Source organism: Prosthecobacter fusiformis (assembly GCF_004364345.1).
Taxonomy (GTDB): domain Bacteria; phylum Verrucomicrobiota; class Verrucomicrobiia; order Verrucomicrobiales; family Verrucomicrobiaceae; genus Prosthecobacter; species Prosthecobacter fusiformis.
In genome coordinates, this window is sequence record NZ_SOCA01000005.1 from 168,416 (window position 1) to 184,947 (window position 16,532).

Annotated in this window: 15 protein-coding genes; 5 read left to right on the top strand and 10 right to left on the bottom strand. The window is 55.5% G+C overall.

Annotated elements, in window-relative coordinates:
* Positions 1–130: 130 nt before the first annotated feature.
* The 4 genes from EI77_RS14630 to EI77_RS14645 form a co-directional block, all read right to left on the bottom strand.
* Positions 131–2,116, bottom strand: a complete 1,986-nt coding sequence (locus tag EI77_RS14630) for a prolyl oligopeptidase family serine peptidase (RefSeq protein ID WP_133796035.1) — start codon at positions 2,114–2,116, stop codon at positions 131–133.
* 91 nt (positions 2,117–2,207) lie between these two features.
* Positions 2,208–2,489, bottom strand: a complete 282-nt coding sequence (locus tag EI77_RS14635) for a DUF2164 domain-containing protein (protein ID WP_133796036.1) — start codon at positions 2,487–2,489, stop codon at positions 2,208–2,210.
* Positions 2,490–3,066: 577 nt separating this feature from the next.
* Positions 3,067–3,969, bottom strand: coding sequence for a lipoyl synthase (lipA, locus tag EI77_RS14640; RefSeq protein WP_133796037.1), 903 nt, complete (start codon positions 3,967–3,969; stop codon positions 3,067–3,069).
* 85 nt (positions 3,970–4,054) lie between these two features.
* Positions 4,055–5,869, bottom strand: coding sequence for a sulfurtransferase (locus EI77_RS14645; protein ID WP_133796038.1), 1,815 nt, complete (start codon positions 5,867–5,869; stop codon positions 4,055–4,057).
* Between the two features lie 137 nt (positions 5,870–6,006).
* Between EI77_RS14645 and EI77_RS14650 the strand changes: the two genes are divergently transcribed.
* Positions 6,007–7,398 (top strand): NAD(+)/NADH kinase, encoded by a 1,392-nt coding sequence (locus EI77_RS14650; RefSeq protein WP_133796039.1) that lies wholly within the window; start codon positions 6,007–6,009, stop codon positions 7,396–7,398.
* 81 nt (positions 7,399–7,479) lie between these two features.
* Here the strand turns inward: EI77_RS14650 and EI77_RS14655 are convergent, their stop codons facing one another.
* The 5 genes from EI77_RS14655 to EI77_RS14675 all read right to left on the bottom strand — a co-directional run bounded on the left by EI77_RS14655 (position 7,480) and on the right by EI77_RS14675 (position 10,942).
* Positions 7,480–8,583 carry a type IV pilus twitching motility protein PilT gene (locus tag EI77_RS14655; RefSeq protein ID WP_133796040.1) on the bottom strand — a complete coding sequence of 368 codons (1,104 nt, stop codon included), beginning with the start codon at positions 8,581–8,583 and terminating at the stop codon, positions 7,480–7,482.
* A gap of 50 nt (positions 8,584–8,633) precedes the next feature.
* Positions 8,634–9,734 carry a type IV pilus twitching motility protein PilT gene (locus tag EI77_RS14660; RefSeq protein WP_133796041.1) on the bottom strand — a complete coding sequence of 367 codons (1,101 nt, stop codon included), beginning with the start codon at positions 9,732–9,734 and terminating at the stop codon, positions 8,634–8,636.
* A 13-nt stretch (positions 9,735–9,747) separates the two neighbouring features.
* Positions 9,748–10,125 (bottom strand): hypothetical protein, encoded by a 378-nt coding sequence (locus EI77_RS14665; protein WP_133796042.1) that lies wholly within the window; start codon positions 10,123–10,125, stop codon positions 9,748–9,750.
* Positions 10,122–10,472 (bottom strand): phage holin family protein, encoded by a 351-nt coding sequence (locus tag EI77_RS14670; RefSeq protein ID WP_166647271.1) that lies wholly within the window; start codon positions 10,470–10,472, stop codon positions 10,122–10,124. Before EI77_RS14670 ends, EI77_RS14665 begins: the two co-directional genes overlap by 4 nt.
* Before the next feature lie 62 nt (positions 10,473–10,534).
* A complete protein-coding gene (locus EI77_RS14675) occupies positions 10,535–10,942 on the bottom strand; it encodes a hypothetical protein (protein WP_133796044.1) in 408 nt (135 codons plus the stop codon).
* Positions 10,943–11,224: 282 nt separating this feature from the next.
* On the opposite strand from EI77_RS14675, the gene EI77_RS14680 reads away from it, so the two are divergent.
* The 3 genes from EI77_RS14680 to EI77_RS14690 all read left to right on the top strand — a co-directional run bounded on the left by EI77_RS14680 (position 11,225) and on the right by EI77_RS14690 (position 15,035).
* Positions 11,225–12,055, top strand: a complete 831-nt coding sequence (locus tag EI77_RS14680) for a MotA/TolQ/ExbB proton channel family protein (RefSeq protein WP_133796045.1) — start codon at positions 11,225–11,227, stop codon at positions 12,053–12,055.
* Between the two features lie 78 nt (positions 12,056–12,133).
* Positions 12,134–12,568, top strand: coding sequence for an ExbD/TolR family protein (locus EI77_RS14685; protein ID WP_133796046.1), 435 nt, complete (start codon positions 12,134–12,136; stop codon positions 12,566–12,568).
* Between the two features lies 1 nt (position 12,569).
* A complete protein-coding gene (locus EI77_RS14690) occupies positions 12,570–15,035 on the top strand; it encodes a tetratricopeptide repeat protein (protein ID WP_133796047.1) in 2,466 nt (821 codons plus the stop codon).
* Positions 15,036–15,093: 58 nt separating this feature from the next.
* Here the strand turns inward: EI77_RS14690 and EI77_RS14695 are convergent, their stop codons facing one another.
* Complete coding sequence (locus EI77_RS14695) at positions 15,094–15,750, bottom strand: 3-keto-disaccharide hydrolase (RefSeq protein ID WP_133796048.1); 657 nt, start codon at positions 15,748–15,750, stop codon at positions 15,094–15,096.
* A gap of 117 nt (positions 15,751–15,867) precedes the next feature.
* Between EI77_RS14695 and EI77_RS14700 the strand changes: the two genes are divergently transcribed.
* Positions 15,868–16,488 carry a L,D-transpeptidase gene (locus EI77_RS14700; RefSeq protein WP_133796049.1) on the top strand — a complete coding sequence of 207 codons (621 nt, stop codon included), beginning with the start codon at positions 15,868–15,870 and terminating at the stop codon, positions 16,486–16,488.
* Positions 16,489–16,532: the final 44 nt, after the last annotated feature.

Below are 16,532 nucleotides of genomic sequence, written 5' to 3' on the forward strand. Positions count from 1 at the left end.
ATGCGAGGGCATTCCTGGTCCGTTTGGAAATGCGCCTCTGGCTGGGAATCCGGGGTGTGAAGAACACGCGAGAACGGCATCCTGCGGGACACAGGATGCGGCAGGCGAGACGCCCGCGCTCCAGGGAGAGCTACTGGGCCGCCTTCACCTGCCAGAACTCATCAAAGAAATCTGCTGCCACCACTTTTCCGGCGCTCTCGGCATTTGGAGGTTGGGTGATGTCCAGGATGGCCCAATCTGGCAGCTTCGGATTCTGCAGGGAATTGGTACGATCGTGTGCCTCGCGGAAAGTCAGACCTGAATTGAGGATGACGGTGCCACGAGGTTCCAGCGGATTGGGGCGGATCATCACGGGGACGTGCGTGCTGCCATCCATGGAGTGCGGACCCAGAACGAGTTTCTCCTTTGTCCACGTGAGCAGCAGCTTGGCAGTGCTGCCAGCCAGCAGCACCTTGGCTACCAGGGGATTGGAAACAGCATCCCCCCAGAGGACGAGTGTGTAGCGCAGCATGTCATCGGAGGTGACGTCAGCGGCTTTTTTCACCTTCACATCTCCACGCATTAGGCTGCGCCAGCGGGTGAGGAAATGTCTGGATTCGGAATTGACCCAAGCGGTCACTTGTGGAGAGGCGCTGTCGCCTTCAGGCAGCACGACGAGGAAGGGGCGCTTTAGAGGTTCCTCAATGGGGCCGCTCTGACCGGGCTGCTTTAGCCAGACCGAGTTTTCTTTGCTGTCTTTATTGGATTGCGTTCTCCACCCTCCCTGGGCATCCCGGCGAAAAGTCTGTCCACCTGTCAGCTTTTGCCCGTCAATTTCATAGCCCGCGACCTTCGAATTCGGATTGAGTGAAAAAGAAGCCACATTTTTTGTGGTGGCGCGCAGAATCCCGTCGTCGGCCATTTCTGCTTCAATGCGTGTATCCTCCCACTGCTTTTCCTGCGCCAGAAGTCTCACCCAGAACATCTTGTTATACCCCAGCGTCTTTGTCTGCAAAATAACCTTCTTCGGCATCGAGTCCCTGCCCTTCTCAACAGCGGCTTCGATCTTGGCCTGCACATCCTTGATCACCTCAGGGTGATATTTGTGCCCCATGCCTGGGCCGATGAGATGAGGAATGGTGAGGCCTTCGTTTTTGAGGATGCCTTCCATGTAAGCCGCCGCATCGCGCTGGGTGTCATTTTCACCGCTATAGACGATGAGGGGGACATTGAAAAAATTGCGCGCATAGTCCGGCACGTCATAAACACCCCATAATGTTTGTTCATACAAAGAGGGGTATTTATCGGGAGTGAGCTTCTGATAGCGCTTCACATCCGCAAAGCCAGCCCCGGGATGTACACAGGCCCATTGGTCCGCGAAGTGGGCCCCGATATGCCAGGCCCCTGCCCCGCCCATGCTGAAGCCGGCGAGGGCGATGCGATTTTCATCCACATTGAAGCGCGCTGTGGCATCGTCGCGAGCTTCGAACACATCCGTTTCCCCTGCGCTTTTCCAGCCGTTGCAGTAGCGGCCAAAGGGGTGAATCACAATGGTGCCCTTCGGCTGAAACTGGCCCGGTTTCTTCGCATTCAGCCGATTGTAAACGAAGTGAAGATCCGTGGCCGTATCGCCACGCCCATGCAGCCACACCCACATCGGGATGGGCTTCTTGCCGGGGCTAAATTCCAGCCCCTCGGGCACTTCGACGCCATAGGGTTGGGGGCTGCCATCAATCTGGGAATAGAAACCCAGCACCTTTTGCCCGCTGCCGTCCATCCATGGAGTTTTGTTTTCCTTGAGCGAAGTGATGCGGCGCTTCGCCTCGTCCAGCAATGCGGTGGCTTTTTTGATACCGTCTTCGGGCTTCTTGTCATACCACTCATCAAAATCGAGCGCATAGCGAACGGCCTTTAAAAAGATGTCCGCATCCGCTGCACGGGGATGTTTTTTGACCGCCTGAAAGGACTGCGCGACGCTTGCCAGTTTTTTTTCCAAACTGGCCTCCTGCTCAACCGAAAGCGCCGCTACGGGCTTGGGTGGCAGGCTGCCCCGGAACGAAGCGGTGGCTCCATCAGGACGAAGTTGAGCAGAAGCCAGAGTGGCGAGGGAGAAGGCGAGGAGCAACGAGCGATGCATGAACCTTGCATAACGAAGTGTGCGCTCTCGAACAATCAGGAAAATGCCCCCACTCAACAGCAGAATTCCCACTCACACTAGATCACGCCCCTCAAGGCTTGCGTTTGATTTGCCGCCCTCCTGAGGACGCATTCCAATAAGTCAGTCCTTGTTCAAAACAGGTACCGGTCAATTCTTCGACTTTCGAAGCCAGATATCCTTTCGCATCCTCGACTCCCTGATTGTAAGCGAACGGACCGATCTCTTTCAAGATATACTCCAAAAGATGTCCTGCCTGGATGTCGCCCAAGTCACAGTCGAGTTCTTTAGAAGTGTAGCGCTGGAGGGATGAAATGACTTCGGCTTTTTGTTCTTTGGTGAGATTGGCGATCATAAGGACTCAGGTTGTGCCTTGAACACAAGGTGCCACGCCGACTCTTCATTTTCAGTCCGCGCTTTTAGAAAATGCCACGACCAGATGTGAGTCGCGTTTGCGGCCTATTTCTAAACTTACACATTCTTTGTTAAGATTCGAGTAGGCCAGTGTGCTATGGCAAATATAACCCCAAGGAATGCAGGAACACTGACAACTCCATGGAGTCGGCTGTGGACGGTTTCAGTCTCACTATCAACGTAGGTTTCTGTCAGCCCGATGGTGCTCCCACAGATTAACAAGAGTAGTCCTCCCACAATGATGATGACTGGCAGAGGGTGACTTTTTCGCCATGCCCTGCCAATTTGTGGAATCCTCAAAAGCAATCCCAAGAGAGCTATTGTGGCGACGGTAACGCCCGAAAAAACCGCACCCATGATTGGCTGTCCTATCCAGGTCAGAATACCATCGTAGTATTCAGCCAAAGACATGCACATGTAGAACAGCCAGGAGAAAGCAAATGCTCTCCAATAATGATGATCCCCGGGCAACGCGGATGAATTGTTGCTCATAGGAAAAGCAGCGGACTACTCTATCCTCATCCCACATCCAGCTCCGGCTTGAAGTCGGCGGCGTGGTAGGAACTGCGGACAAGGGGGGCGCTGGCGACGTGGCGGAAGCCTTTTTTACGGGCGATCTCTTTGTAGTTTTCGAAGGTATCCGGATGGACGTATTCGATGACGGGGAGATGCTGGGCGGATGGGCGCAGGTATTGGCCCAGGGTGAGGACGGTGACGTCGTGTTCCAGAAGGTCATCCATGGCCTGGAAGAGTTCGACCTCGGTTTCGCCGAGGCCGAGCATGAGGCCGCTCTTGGTGGCGCATTTGGTGCCGAGGTCCAGAGAGATCTGTTTGGCGCGTTTCAGCACCTTCAGGCTGCGATGATATTGGGCACGGCTGCGGACGAGGGGGGTGAGGCGCTCGACGGTTTCCAGGTTGTGATTAAAAATATGCGGGCGGGCCTTCATGACCACATCCAGAGAATCTTCCTTCTCGTTGAAGTCAGGAACCAGAATCTCGATGGTGATGTGAGGAACCGCCTCACGCACGGCTTCGATGGTGCGGGCAAAGTGCTCGGCACCGCCGTCTTTGACGTCATCGCGGGCGACGGCGGTAATGACAACGTGGTTCAAACCGAGGCGCTTGGTGGCCTGGGCGACACGTTGGGGTTCATCGGCCTCCAGGGCGAACGGTTTGGCGGTTTTGACCGCGCAGAATCCGCAGGCACGGGTACAGCGATCGCCAGCAATCATGAAGGTGGCTGTACCCTGGCTCCAGCATTCCCAGCGGTTCGGGCACTGGGCCTCTTCGCACACGGTGTGGAGTTTCAGGTCGGAAATCAGGGACTTTGTGCTCCAGAAAACAGGATCACGAGGCAGCTTCACACGAATCCAATCGGGCTTCTTTTCTGTGTGCAGAGCGGGGTCAATTTTACAGGCCATGTCTGTGATACGAATGGCCCGGATCGGGCGAATGGCAAATACTGAATGTAGGAGGCTGAGAGGAGCGTGGCATGGAACGACCGTTTTACAGGGGGCAACCCCAGGCAGGGACATCCGTCTCAAAAGAGACGCGCGTTTGAGTCAGAGGGTGGATGAAGGCCAGCTTCCAGGCATGCAAACACAAGGGGGCGGCGCTTAGATCCAGCGTCTGGGTATCCCCCACAGAACCGCCAGGCAGGTAAACGGGGTCACCGACAATGGGAAAACCGAGCTGCCAAAGGTGAATGCGAATCTGATTAGTACGTCCTGTAAGGGGACGTGCCTCGACGAGGGCTGTGCCGTCAGCATCCCGGCGGATGACACGGAATTCGGTGCGGGCCTCGCGACCGTTGTCTTCATCCACTTCACGGCTGCCCAGGGCACCGGGAACATCGCTGATGGGGGCGTCGGAGAAAAAGGAGTCTGTTGGGGGATGGCCTTGAACTTTGGCCAAATAGATTTTTTCCACCGCCCCACTGGCGAATTGTTTCTGGACCAGCCCCGCGAAATGGCGGGTGCGGGCCACCACGACGAGGCCGGTGGTATTGGCATCCAACCGATGGCAGGCACGCGGTTTTTGCGGCTCATACACCTCATGCAGGATATACTGAAGCGTATTGCGATTGAACCGGCCGCCGGCATGCATCGGCAATGGGGCAGGTTTAACGAGCACGAGCACGGCTTCGTCCTCATGCACGATCTGGATGTCTGCATTCACATCAGGCTCCACATTGGCGGGTATGAGGCGCAGATAGCGCTCCCCTGCCCTGACGATCATGTCAGGAAGCACAGGCTGGCCGTCCTGGTTTAAAATCCGTTGGTCTTCAAAACGCATCAGCAGCTCTGTGCGAGGCACATGAGGCAGGATGGTGATGAGTGTGTCCAGCAGCGTCAGTCCATCACAAGCCCTGGGGACATTCAGAGGTTGCTGATGATCGTAGGGGGCGCTGCCAGGGAGTGGCGTGATCAGGCTGCGGATGGTTTTGTGCCGGGCGGCGATGTTTTCCGCCATCTGCTGCTCCGTCGTTTTATAACAATAGGGACAGGAGACATGCTCCACAAAACGAGCGTCTTGCTGCTCCGCATCCGACAGCGGGGACTGGCACATAAAACATTGGGTGGACTCGGTCTCGCTCAGCGCCGGGTCCACGCCCACACGTTGATCAAAGACGAAACATTCGCCATCATAATGAGCACCGCCGACTTCTTCGAAGTACTTGAGGATGCCACCTTCGAGCTGCCACACCTGCTCAAAGCCTTCACGCTCCATGAACGGGGCGGCTTTTTCACAACGAATGCCACCGGTGCAGAAGGTGACGATGGGCTGCTGCTTCAAGGCTTCTGGCAGACGACTTACGGCCTCAGGGAAATCCCTGAAACTGTTCACGCCAATGATGTGTGCGCCTTTGAAAGTGCCGAGCTTCACCTCATAATCATTGCGGGTATCCAGCAGGGTGATGGGGCGGCCTTCGTCCAGCCACTGCTTTAAAGTATGCGCTTCAATTCGTGGCGAAGTGTATTTGGCTGGCTCGATCCCCTCCACACCAAAGGCAATGATTTCCTTTTTGATGCGCACCAGCATTCGCCGGAATGGCTGCTCCGCGCTTTCACTGACCTTGGGGGTCAGCTTTTCCAGTCCGGGAATGGCTCGCAGTTCCGACACCAGCAGATCCACTTCATGCTGGCCTCCAGCGATGAAAAGATTAATCCCCTCGGTGCTCAGCAAAATGGTGCCTTTCAAATCCCAGCCCTTGCAAAGGGCGATGAGTTTTTCCCGCAATGACTTCAGGTCAGACAGGGTGGCAAATTGATAAGCGGCAATGTTGGTGATGGCCGCAGGGGCTGGAGCAGTCTCAGGCATGGATTGGAAAAACGGTATCGGTTGGCATAGATCAGTATTCATTTTTTAGCCCGCTGCACATGGAATCGTGTGCGTGACTTTGCTCAAGATGAGCAGTCCTTGCTTGCTCTGGCGCATCTCCAAGGGCACCATGAGATATGCCCCAGCGCATTGCCCTCTTTGGAGGCAGCTTCAATCCACCCGGCCAGCATCACTCTGTCATTGCACAGCGTCTTGCTAGCGAGTTTGACCAAGTGCGTGTCATCCCCTGTGGCCCACGACCGGACAAACCAGTCACAGATTCTATCCCCGCTGTTTACAGGGCGGCGCTTGCTGACCTGACTTTTGGCAACCTGCCCGGCGTCACGGTGGATCTTTTTGATCTTGAGCAGGCCTCTTTTACACCCAACTGGGATCTGCAAAGCAAGTATGAAGGCCAGGGCGAAGTCTGGCACGTGGTGGGTGGAGACTTGATAACGGGAGGAGGCACAGGCCAATCACTCATCCAGCGCACCTGGAAAAATGGCCAGGAACTGTGGGAGTCAGCCCGTTTTGTGGTTCTCACCCGGCCGGGCTATGTCATAGAACCCAGCGACCTGCCTCCAAATTCCCTGGTTTTTGAAACCGATGTTCCAGGTTCCAGTACGCTGATACGTGAAAATCTCAGCAAAGGGCGCTCGGTGGAAGGTCTTCTCGCTCCACGTGCCCAGGCTTATATCGGCCGCTATGGTCTCTACCGCGCACCCAATCCAGGCAACTGGGCACGCCAGAGCCTGAGTGACCAAACTTTCTCTATCCAGAGCGATCCACACAACGCCAAAGCGCAAGCCTGGCTGTCAGACATTGGTCCGGGTACAGATGAGCAGCCGGGTTTCATCACTGTGCTGGGAGGTGATGGGGCCATGTTACGATGCATCCGTGAGCGTTGGCGTGAAAGGCTGCCATTCTTTGGTATCAATGCCGGTCATCTGGGCTTTCTGATGAATGCGCCGGAACAGGTTCTCGGTTGTCCGTTCCCACCCTCGGATGTCATTTTGCGCCAGATGCCGCTGCTTTATATCGAAACAGAAGATCGCGAGGGAAGAATCCAGCAGGCTTACGGCTTCAATGATGCGTGGCTGGAGCGGAGCACGAGCCAGAGCGCCTGGCTACAGGTCATCGTGAACGGGGTAGAACGCATTCCTAAACTGGTGAGCGATGGCGCTCTCGTGGCCACCGCTGCCGGGTCAACGGCATACGCCCGCAGCATGGGGGCCAGCCCACTACTGGCGGATACACCCGCCTGGCTCCTGGTAGGATCCAATGTGATGGAGCCAGCGCACTGGCGCAGCGCCCTTTTGTCCGTGGACAATACCGTGGAGATCCGCAGCCTGAGTCCTGAACACCGTCCGGTTCAAGCTTATGTGGACGGTTTGAGTATGGGGGAAGTGGTCAGTTTTCGTGCCCGCCTCAGCCGTGCAGCCAGTGCTGAATTAGCCTTTTGCGCAAGCCACGACATGGCAGACAAGATCGCAGCGATTCAGTTCCATCGTTCCAGCGAGGGACGCTAAATCCACACCACCGATAACACAACGGGTGCGGCCTTTTGAATGCCACACCCGTCAAAATTAACAGTCAGTTCAAGGCTCCAGTTATTTCTTCGCCTCGCCGCCGCCAGCATTGGCGATGGCCTGATCCTCAGGCGGCAGGAAGGCTTTGAATCGGCCTTTATCGATGGCTTTCATATAGGCTTCCATCGGGCTGGCATAACCGTCGCGCAGCTTCTGCCAGATGGAATCGTCCATGAACTGCATGCCCTGGGCCTTGCCGCCGATGATGACGTCATAGAGCTTCTGCGTGGCACCTTCACGGATGATGGCACCTACAGCCGGAGTGGAAACCATGATCTCATTCACGGCCACACGGCCTTTGCCGTCCGCCTTTTTCATGAGCAACTGGGCCACCACGCCTTTGAGAGAAGCGGCGAGCATGGTGCGAACCTGGCTCTGCTGTTCGGCGGGGAAAACGTCGATGATACGGTCAACGGTTTTGCGGGCGTTATTCGTGTGCAATGTGCCGAAAACAAGGAGGCCGGTCTCTGCGGCTGTGAGGGCCAGCGAGATGGTTTCCAAGTCGCGCATTTCCCCCACAAGTACGATGTCCGCATCCTGACGGAGGGCAGCGCGAAGACCGTCGGCAAAGGTAGGCGTCTGGATGGGCACCTCGCGCTGGGTGATGATGCTGCGCTTATTTTTGTGCACGAATTCGATGGGCTCCTCCACCGTGATAATGTGACGGCGGAAGTTGGTATTGATGTAATCCAACAGGGCGGCCAGTGTCGTGGACTTGCCGGAACCGGTAGGACCGGTGACCAAAACAAGGCCGCTGCGCATGTGGCCAAATTCCTTCACCACAGGAGGAATGCCGAGCTGCTCCAGGCTGGCGATCTTCGTGGGAATGATACGGAAGACTGCGGCAAAGCCGTTTTGCTGCTTGAGGTAGTTGCAGCGAAAACGGTGCTCCTCATCCATCTCATAGGCGAAGTCGAGGTCCCCTTTTTCAAGGTAGCGCTCCCAAGCGCGAGCTTCGCAGATCTCACGCATCATGGTTTCCATGGTGCTGTGAGTCAGAATGTCAGGAGAAATGGCCTTGATGCTGCCGTGGACGCGCACTTTAGGCGGCTGCCCCTGGCTAAGATGAAGGTCGGAACCACCCAGTTCAATGAGTTGCTGGAAGTAGTTATCAATGATGGACATGATGTATCGGAAAGCTGAAATTAATAAACGGTTAGGCCTAAAGCAGCAGGCTAGCTTTGGAAGAACAAGCGCATTTGTTGCTTATCCTCGGAGCGGGATTCACACTCCTCACGGCTGATAAGGCCTTTGCTGTAAAGGTTTCGCAGGGAGTCATCCATCGTGATCATGCCGACGTTTTTTCCGGTCTGCATCACACCGTTGAGCATGTAGGTTTTACCATCGCGGATACATGCGGCCACAGCCGGGGTATTAACGAGAAGCTCCACCGCCATCGCTCGACCGTTGCCATCCGTTTTCGGGACGAGCTGCTGGGAAATGATCCCGCGGAGAGACTCAGAGACCATGATGCGGATCTGGTCGCGTTGATCGGGTGGGAAAACGTCCAGCACACGGTCAAGTGTGCGAGCGCTGTTTCCTGTATGCAGGGTTCCCAACACCAAGTGACCCGTTTCAGCAGCTGTGATGGCCAGGGAAATAGTCTCCAAGTCACGCATTTCACCCACCATGATGATGTCCGGATCTTCACGCAAAGCACCACGAAGAGCTGCCGCAAAGGAATCCGTATGGGTGCCGACTTCGCGCTGGTTTACATGGCAGCTTTTCGGGTTGATCACATACTCAATGGGATCTTCCAGGGTAATGATGTGATCCTGGCGCTCCTTGTTAATTTCATCCACCAGCGCAGCCAGAGTGGTCGATTTTCCGCAACCAACTGGGCCGGTGACGAGCACGAGCCCGTTGTGATAACGGATCAGCGTGCGAACGGTTTCAGGCAGGCCCAGTTCTTCCACAGAGCGGATGCTGGTACTGATGATGCGGAAAGTGATGTCAATGCCCAAGCGTTGCTGGATGACGGAGGCGCGGAAACGCCCGTAGTCAGGGGAGTAGGCGAAATCGACATCTCCTTTATTCTCCAACTGATGGATTTGAGCCTCGGTGAGGAAACTGTAGGCGAGTCGCCGGGTATCTTCTGGACTCAGTGCAACCGAATTTGTCCAGATCGGTGTCAGGTTGCCAAAACGTCTCCAGATAGGTTGGGCCGCAGTGGCGAGATGCAAATCGGATGCATCATACTGCATGCAAAAACGCAGATAATCATCCACATGGCCCAGAACGGGCACGAGGTCTTGGGGGGCAGCTTGGTCGGACATGAGAGGGGTAAAATCACCCACGTGGGTGTTCACCCTCGTGGCGAGAGAAATGTTGGGTCAGATAAGATTGGAGAAATTGGCTTCCATATTTCCACGCAGTCTGTCGCGCCATGGCTATCACAGGCGTCAGAATAAGTGCAATAAGGCCGCTCTTTGTAGCGGAAGCGGTCAAGTTGTCACGCTCAATCTTAGCGTGCTTCGGCGGCATTAAGAATCGCACGATCAAAAGCCCACCGGCAGCCGCAACGCCAATCCAGACGAACGGATGCGAACGAACGGACCGGGTAAGAATAAACTTGGGGTTAAACTCCTCGCCCGCGAGCTGCAAGTGGGTGGACAACTGGATACGGGCATAGTCCAGATCCTTGAGGGCTTGCTGTTTAGGAGTCATTGGCGAGGCGGAAGATTGCCGATCGCATCACGATCACGCTGAAATTGATGAAAAGTCTCCTCAAAAACCCGCAACTTGCTCAGCCGGACTTTAAGAGAAATGAAAAAGACGATGGCTAAAAACAGGTGCAAGCCTGCACCCCACAGGGCGACATGCCACCACGGCCATCCCAAAGAATTAGCCACTATCCAGACGAATGCAGGCAGGGCCAGCATCCAGCCGAACAGCAGACAGCCGCAGAGGACGGTGACGAGAATGAATATCTCGCTAAATTTGGTGCCCGCCTCCTGCGCTTCGATCTGCAGCAGTCGCCCCCGGGCTTCTGCATAGAGGGCCAGGGTGCGCACCAATGACTTTACCCGGGAAACCTCAGTATCCATGATGGGTGAGAATTGTTCAGACAGAAGGTTTAGCGACGCAGGATCAGCCCCACGACGAGACCGACACCAAAGGCGGTCAGCAGTGCCTGCCGTGGTTTCACACGAGCGAGCTCTTCAGCGTCTGAAAGAAGATTTTCGCAGCGCTCACGGGCTTCACCTAGCGTTTCGCGTGCCTGGCCCATGGCGTCGTCAGCATAATGGCGGAACTCACCAGCTTTTTCAGTCAGGTCAGATTTCAGTTCGGCAGCTCTTTGCTCAGCCGCGGTTTTGAACTGCTGAGCCTTTGTCTCTGCCGCAGTGCGCAGTTCGGAAGCTTTTTGAGTGGCAGCAGCACGCAGTTCTTCTGCGGCTTTCATGGCACTGGCCTTGGCCGCCTGGAAGGGGTCATTGCCGGTGGAACTACCGAAACCGATGTCAGGATTGGAGGATTCGTTCATACTCAGTGAGGGGATGCAGATTCAGAATGGATTTAAGTCCTCTTCACGTTCATGGCGAACGAAAAAAGGCAACGATGGCAGGAGAAATACCCGCTAAAGGTATTACGTCGCCATGTATTCGCTTAACTGCGATGATTCGTCCCCCTCTGAATTGTGATTTTTGCTCCGTAAACACAATTTTCATACTGGCTGGCCATCTTTTTGCCTGTATGAGCGTCTGTTTGTTGTGGTACATGCCTCAACTCTTGCATCCTTCACCCTCGCGCCTACAGTCGCACGCCCATGCATCGCCCCAAATTCTTCGCCCTCACCCTCCTGGCCATCGTGATGACATGGCTGGCCCCTGCGGTTCAAGCCCAGACCGCAGCCCCCGCCACGGCTAGTCCGACGCCCATGGAAGCGGCGGCTGAACCTGCAACAGCAGAGAACAATCCCTTTGCCAACGCTTTGACGCTGGAGGGATTTATCCAAAGCACAGGCGTCATGGCCTATCCATTGATCGTCCTATCGATGATCACCGCTTTTCTCATTGTACTCTTCACCTTCACCGTGCGGCAGGGCACGGTGGTGAGTGATGCCTTCATGAACTCTGCGGATGCGCTCATCCGCAAGCAGGACTACCTCGGTCTGCTGGCGGTCTGCAACCGGCGCAATGAGTGCATCGCCCGCATCACGGCGAAGACCCTGGACTTTGCCACACGCAACCCAACGGCCAGTTTTGAAGAAGTGAAAGAAGTCACTGAGGCTGAGGGCAATCGCCAGTCCAGCTTACTGCTAGCGCGCATCGCCTATCTGGGGGATGTCGGTGCGGTGGCACCCATGTTAGGCCTTCTGGGGACGACGCTAGGAATGATCACCACTTTCCACGCAATCTCGGGTGCGGAATATGGAGGCTCCAACCAGTTGGGATTGGCGCAAGGTGTATCTGAAGCCCTTCTTTGTACCGCTTCAGGCCTGGTCATCGGGATCCCGGCCCTGATTTTTTATGCCATTTTTCGTGGTAAGGTAAACCGCCTTATTTCGGAAATGGAAGCCGCCACCACCCACCTCATGGCGCTCCTGGCCGTCCAATATAAACGCGCCGCGCGTGCCGTAGCCGGACGTGGGGAATGAGACTTCCCTGAATAAATCGACTCTTCACTACCTCAAAAGATCCTTTCCCTCGCCGCAGCCTCCCCAAGCCGCTGACTCATGAATTTCCGCAAACAGCATTCCATTGAGCCCACGCCCATGCAGCTAGCCCCGCTGGTGGATGTGCTGTTTCTCCTGGTCATCTTCTTTGCCGTCACCTCTCATTATGCTAAAAACGAGCAGGTCATGGACATCAGCGTGCCTGCGGCTGATGAAGGGGAGGAAAAGGAATCTCGAAATGTGGGTGAAATCATCATCAACATCAAGTCAGCCGGTGAAATCATCGTCAACGGCCAGGAACTCACAGAAGAAGAACTGCTGGTGAAGCTGCGAAACATTGCTTCTATCTATAAAGACCAAGCCGTCATCCTCCGGGGTGACGAGGTGGCCGATTACAAGTATGTAATCAATGTCCTGAATACCTGCCAGAAGGCGGGCATCTGGAACATCGCCTTTGCCACCCGCAAGCCCGAAACAGAAGCCCCGAAGAACTGAGATGCGCCGTCACGAACTGCCCCGCCTGTTGCTCCTCATCCCTCTGCTCAGTGCCACAGTGGTCCTCGGACAGGCCGTGCCCCGCGCCATCCCTGTGGAAGAGGAAGAGCAAAAACCGATCCCACGGGCTATCCCGGTGGACCCGACTACCCGCCCCGCCCAGCCAGCCGCCCCCCCGCAGCCGAAATCACCGGATCAGGATCTCTTCGACTATGCCAGCATGGTTTATGAGCGTGGAGAATTTGCCATCGCGGCTCAATCCTTTGGACAGTATCTGCAAAATTATCCCTCAGGTGCACAGGTTCCCCTGGCCATGTTTCGCATTGGCGAATGCTACATGAAGCAGAACCAGCTCAAGGTGGCTGAGACTTATTACATGGAGGTGGTGAGCCGTTACCCCAATTCCGAGGGTGCGCCTTCCGCCGCCTACCGTCTGGGAGCAATGCGCTTCAATGCCAAAGACTTTGAAGAATCCGCACGCCAGTTCGCTTTTTGCGAAACCAAAAGCACCCTGCCCCAGGTACGCCTAGCCGCCGCGTATAATCGCGCACGTGCATACCAAATGCTCAAAGACAGTAAGCGGCAAATTGCTGCCCTTCAGTCAGTCATCGCCACCAAGACTGACAATCCTTACCGGGAAGCCTCCCTGCTGATGCTCGGCACTGTTTACTTGGCCGAAGACAAAAAGGCTGAGGCACTGCCGCTCTTCCTGGATCTGCTCAAGGAAAGCAAGGATAACGCCGTACTTTCCGAGGCAAACGTGAAGGCCGCTGTACTTCAGGCTGAGATGGGGAAACCGGACGAGTCCATCCCGCTCTTTGAACGTGCGCTGACCATTCCTGAAACAACTCCCCTAAACCGGGGCATCGCCCTCGTCGGCATCGTGCAGGCATTGTTTGCCAAAGGCGATTACGACGGAGTTATCGAAAACTACAACCGGAACTCCGGCGTCCTTCCAGATGGCGAAATTCGTCCCAAAATGCTCCTGCTTGTGGGCAATGCCTACCGGATGAAAAAAGGCTATGCACGGGCGGTTGAGGTCTATCTCATGATCGAGCAAGGCTTTCCAGGCAGTGACCAGGCTTTTGAAGCAGGCTACTGGAAGCTGTATTGTTTTTACCTTCTCGATGACCGGGATCTGGGAGACTTTGCGACTGCATTCATCCAGCGTCACATTCAAGACCGCCCTCAGCATGAATTCATCAATCTGGCCCGGCTCATCCGGGCAGATTTCTATTTCAACCATGGTGACTACGCCAAAGCTGCGGATAGCTACAGTGATGTGCGGATCGACGTTTTGCCGCCAAAACTTCAGCCGGGCACTCTTTTCAACAAAGGCTGGGCTCTTGCAGAAGCCGCACGCCATCAAGATGCCATTGGGGCATTCACCCAGTTCTTGGCCGACTACCCGGCACATGAATTCAAGCCCAAGGCACTCGCACGCCGGGGATTGGCCTATCGCGAATCCAAGGACTTGGCCAAAGCGGTCGGCGACTTCCAGCGCGTGATCAAAGAGTACACCAATTCTGACGCGGCGGAAATTTCATACCTCCAGTTAGGCCTTATCGCCATGGAGCAGCGAGATGCCAAGGCCATGGTCGCCGCCTTTGAAATGCTGGTGACCAAGTATCCACGCAGCAAGGCTGCAGGTCAGGCCTGGTATGGCATTGGTCGGGGATACTTCGATCAAAAGAACTGGGAAAAAGCCATTCCCGCCCTGCAAAAAGCTATTGAAACTGACAAAGAGACAAATCTGGACCGCGCCTATCAGATGCTGTTGCTAGCCTACTATGCGCAGCAGGATTTTGAGGGGCTGAGCAAGGCCATTGACGAATATCGCAAGGCTAATTCCAATGCCAACATTCCCCCCAACGTCGTTTCCTGGCTGGGCCTGAAACTTTACGACCTGAAACTCTATGCCCGTGCCACTAAGTATCTGAGCCTGGCCACGACACCAGATGCACCTGAGAATACAGATCCTCGCGTCTGGAATTACTTGGGCATGGCATTCCTGGAAACCAAGGATTACGAAGGCAGCATCAAGGCGACCGATTATTTCCTGGCCGTCACCCCTGACAGCGCAGTCAAGGCACGCGGGCTGATGACCAAGGGCCGGGCCCTGCTTGGTCTTGGCAAGATTGATGAAGCGGAAAAAGTGGCTCAGGAAGGGCTGGGGTTCGCCAAAGATGGTAAACCGCAGGCACTCCTGCTCATCCTCGAGGGAGATGTGGCTATGGCAGCTGGGCAGAAGCTGGAGAGCGAGGGCTCCGCAAATGCTGCCCTAGAGAAATACAAAGCTGCCGCCGGCAAATTCATGTACCCAGCCCAACTCTTCGACGATGCTGAGCTGACCCCTGAAGCCATGGACAAAGCTTCTCGTGCCTTGGAAAAGGCCGGTCAGTCCGCCAAGGCTGCCGAGTTCCGCCAGTTGCTCAAGGACCAGTATCCCCAGTATCAAGCTGAATAGAGTTTAGCAAGGTGGTTAGGAAGTAGAAAACAGGCCGCTGGAGATCTTTGACTCGCCGTTACTTCTCTTCAGCCAAGACCTTCAGGCGCACATTTTTGATGGCGGCCATGGTGTTGTAGGTGGTGAGGGATAAAGGGGCGTAGGCTTCGATGGGGCCTTCACGTAGGCTGACTTTTCGGTCCTTGATGTCCTGGTCCACGACTTGTTTGTCATCCACCCAGGCACTCAGGTTTTCAGCGGTCACGCGCAGCCGGATGCTGTACCATTTGTCATCATCGTAGCGCTGATAAGTTCCGGTGGCATTGTTTGCGGCATCCTGACCATCAATGCTGCTGATGCCGGTAACGCTTCCGCCCCAGCCGCCGCAGATGAAGGTGGCGCACTTTTTTACATCTCCGATGGGGAAGGTCAGGCCGCAAAAGAAGTCCACCCCTTGGAGGCGTTTCGCCTGAAGGGTGATTTCATAATTGATGAGCGGCAGCTCTTCGATCTTTTTATAAACGACCCCGCTCAGGTTTTCGCCCTGGTTGATGATGAGCTGCCCGCCTTCGACGGAGACCTCTCCACTGCCGCCCATGTCCACAGGCTCCCAGTCATTCAGGGATTTGCCATCAAAGAGAATCCACTCAGTTTTGGCGGTTTCCGGTTTGCCGGTTTCCTGGGCGAGGAGGGAGGAGGCAGCAAAAACAGTGAGGGCTGTGAGAAGGGTTTTCATGAAGCGGGCAGAAGATGACCCTATTAAACGCAGGCTTTCGCCAAGAATAACGACATTTTACAGACGATAAAAACGAGTGGAGAGGGGGCGGGGAGCGTGCTACCCATCATTCCCTGAATGAAAGCTACTCTTACCCACCGCCTTTGCCAAACCCTCGCCCTTGTGACGGTCGCTGCTGCCATGAGCAGTTGTGTCACTAAAAAATCCGGCAATTACTCCACCAGCTTTGACCCACCGGCCAAAGCGGTCACCAATCCTTCCGCAGTGAAGGTGAAACTGAGCACCGGTGCCCAGCGCGTCTATGTGATGCAGGGCAATGAGGTCTTGCTCGCCACGCCTTGTTCCGTGGGCACGGCCAGCACGCCTACGCCGCACGGCACTTTCCGCATTTACAGCAAGCAGGCCAACCGTCGCCGCCAGAGCCAGCCCGGCGCCGGCTATCCGATGTCCTTTTGGATGGAGTTCAAGTCCGCCTACGGTATGCATTGGGGTTGGGTGAAGCCTTATCCATGCACTCATGGTTGCGTGCGTCTGCCGATCAAATCCGCTCAGAAAATCTTCTCCATGGTTCCTACCGGTGCGCCTCTGATCATCGCGACCAGCCATCCTGAAGATGCTACCATTGGCAAAACCCTGCCGGTTCTTGATGACTCCACCCTGGCTGACCCTCCGATGAATTACATGCTCAGCGCCCAGGTGTTTGAAGATGCCAAGAAAGGCAAAATCTACACCTATTGATCTCCGTCCAGTCGTAACCTCTTCCCCTGCCCTGCTTACACCTC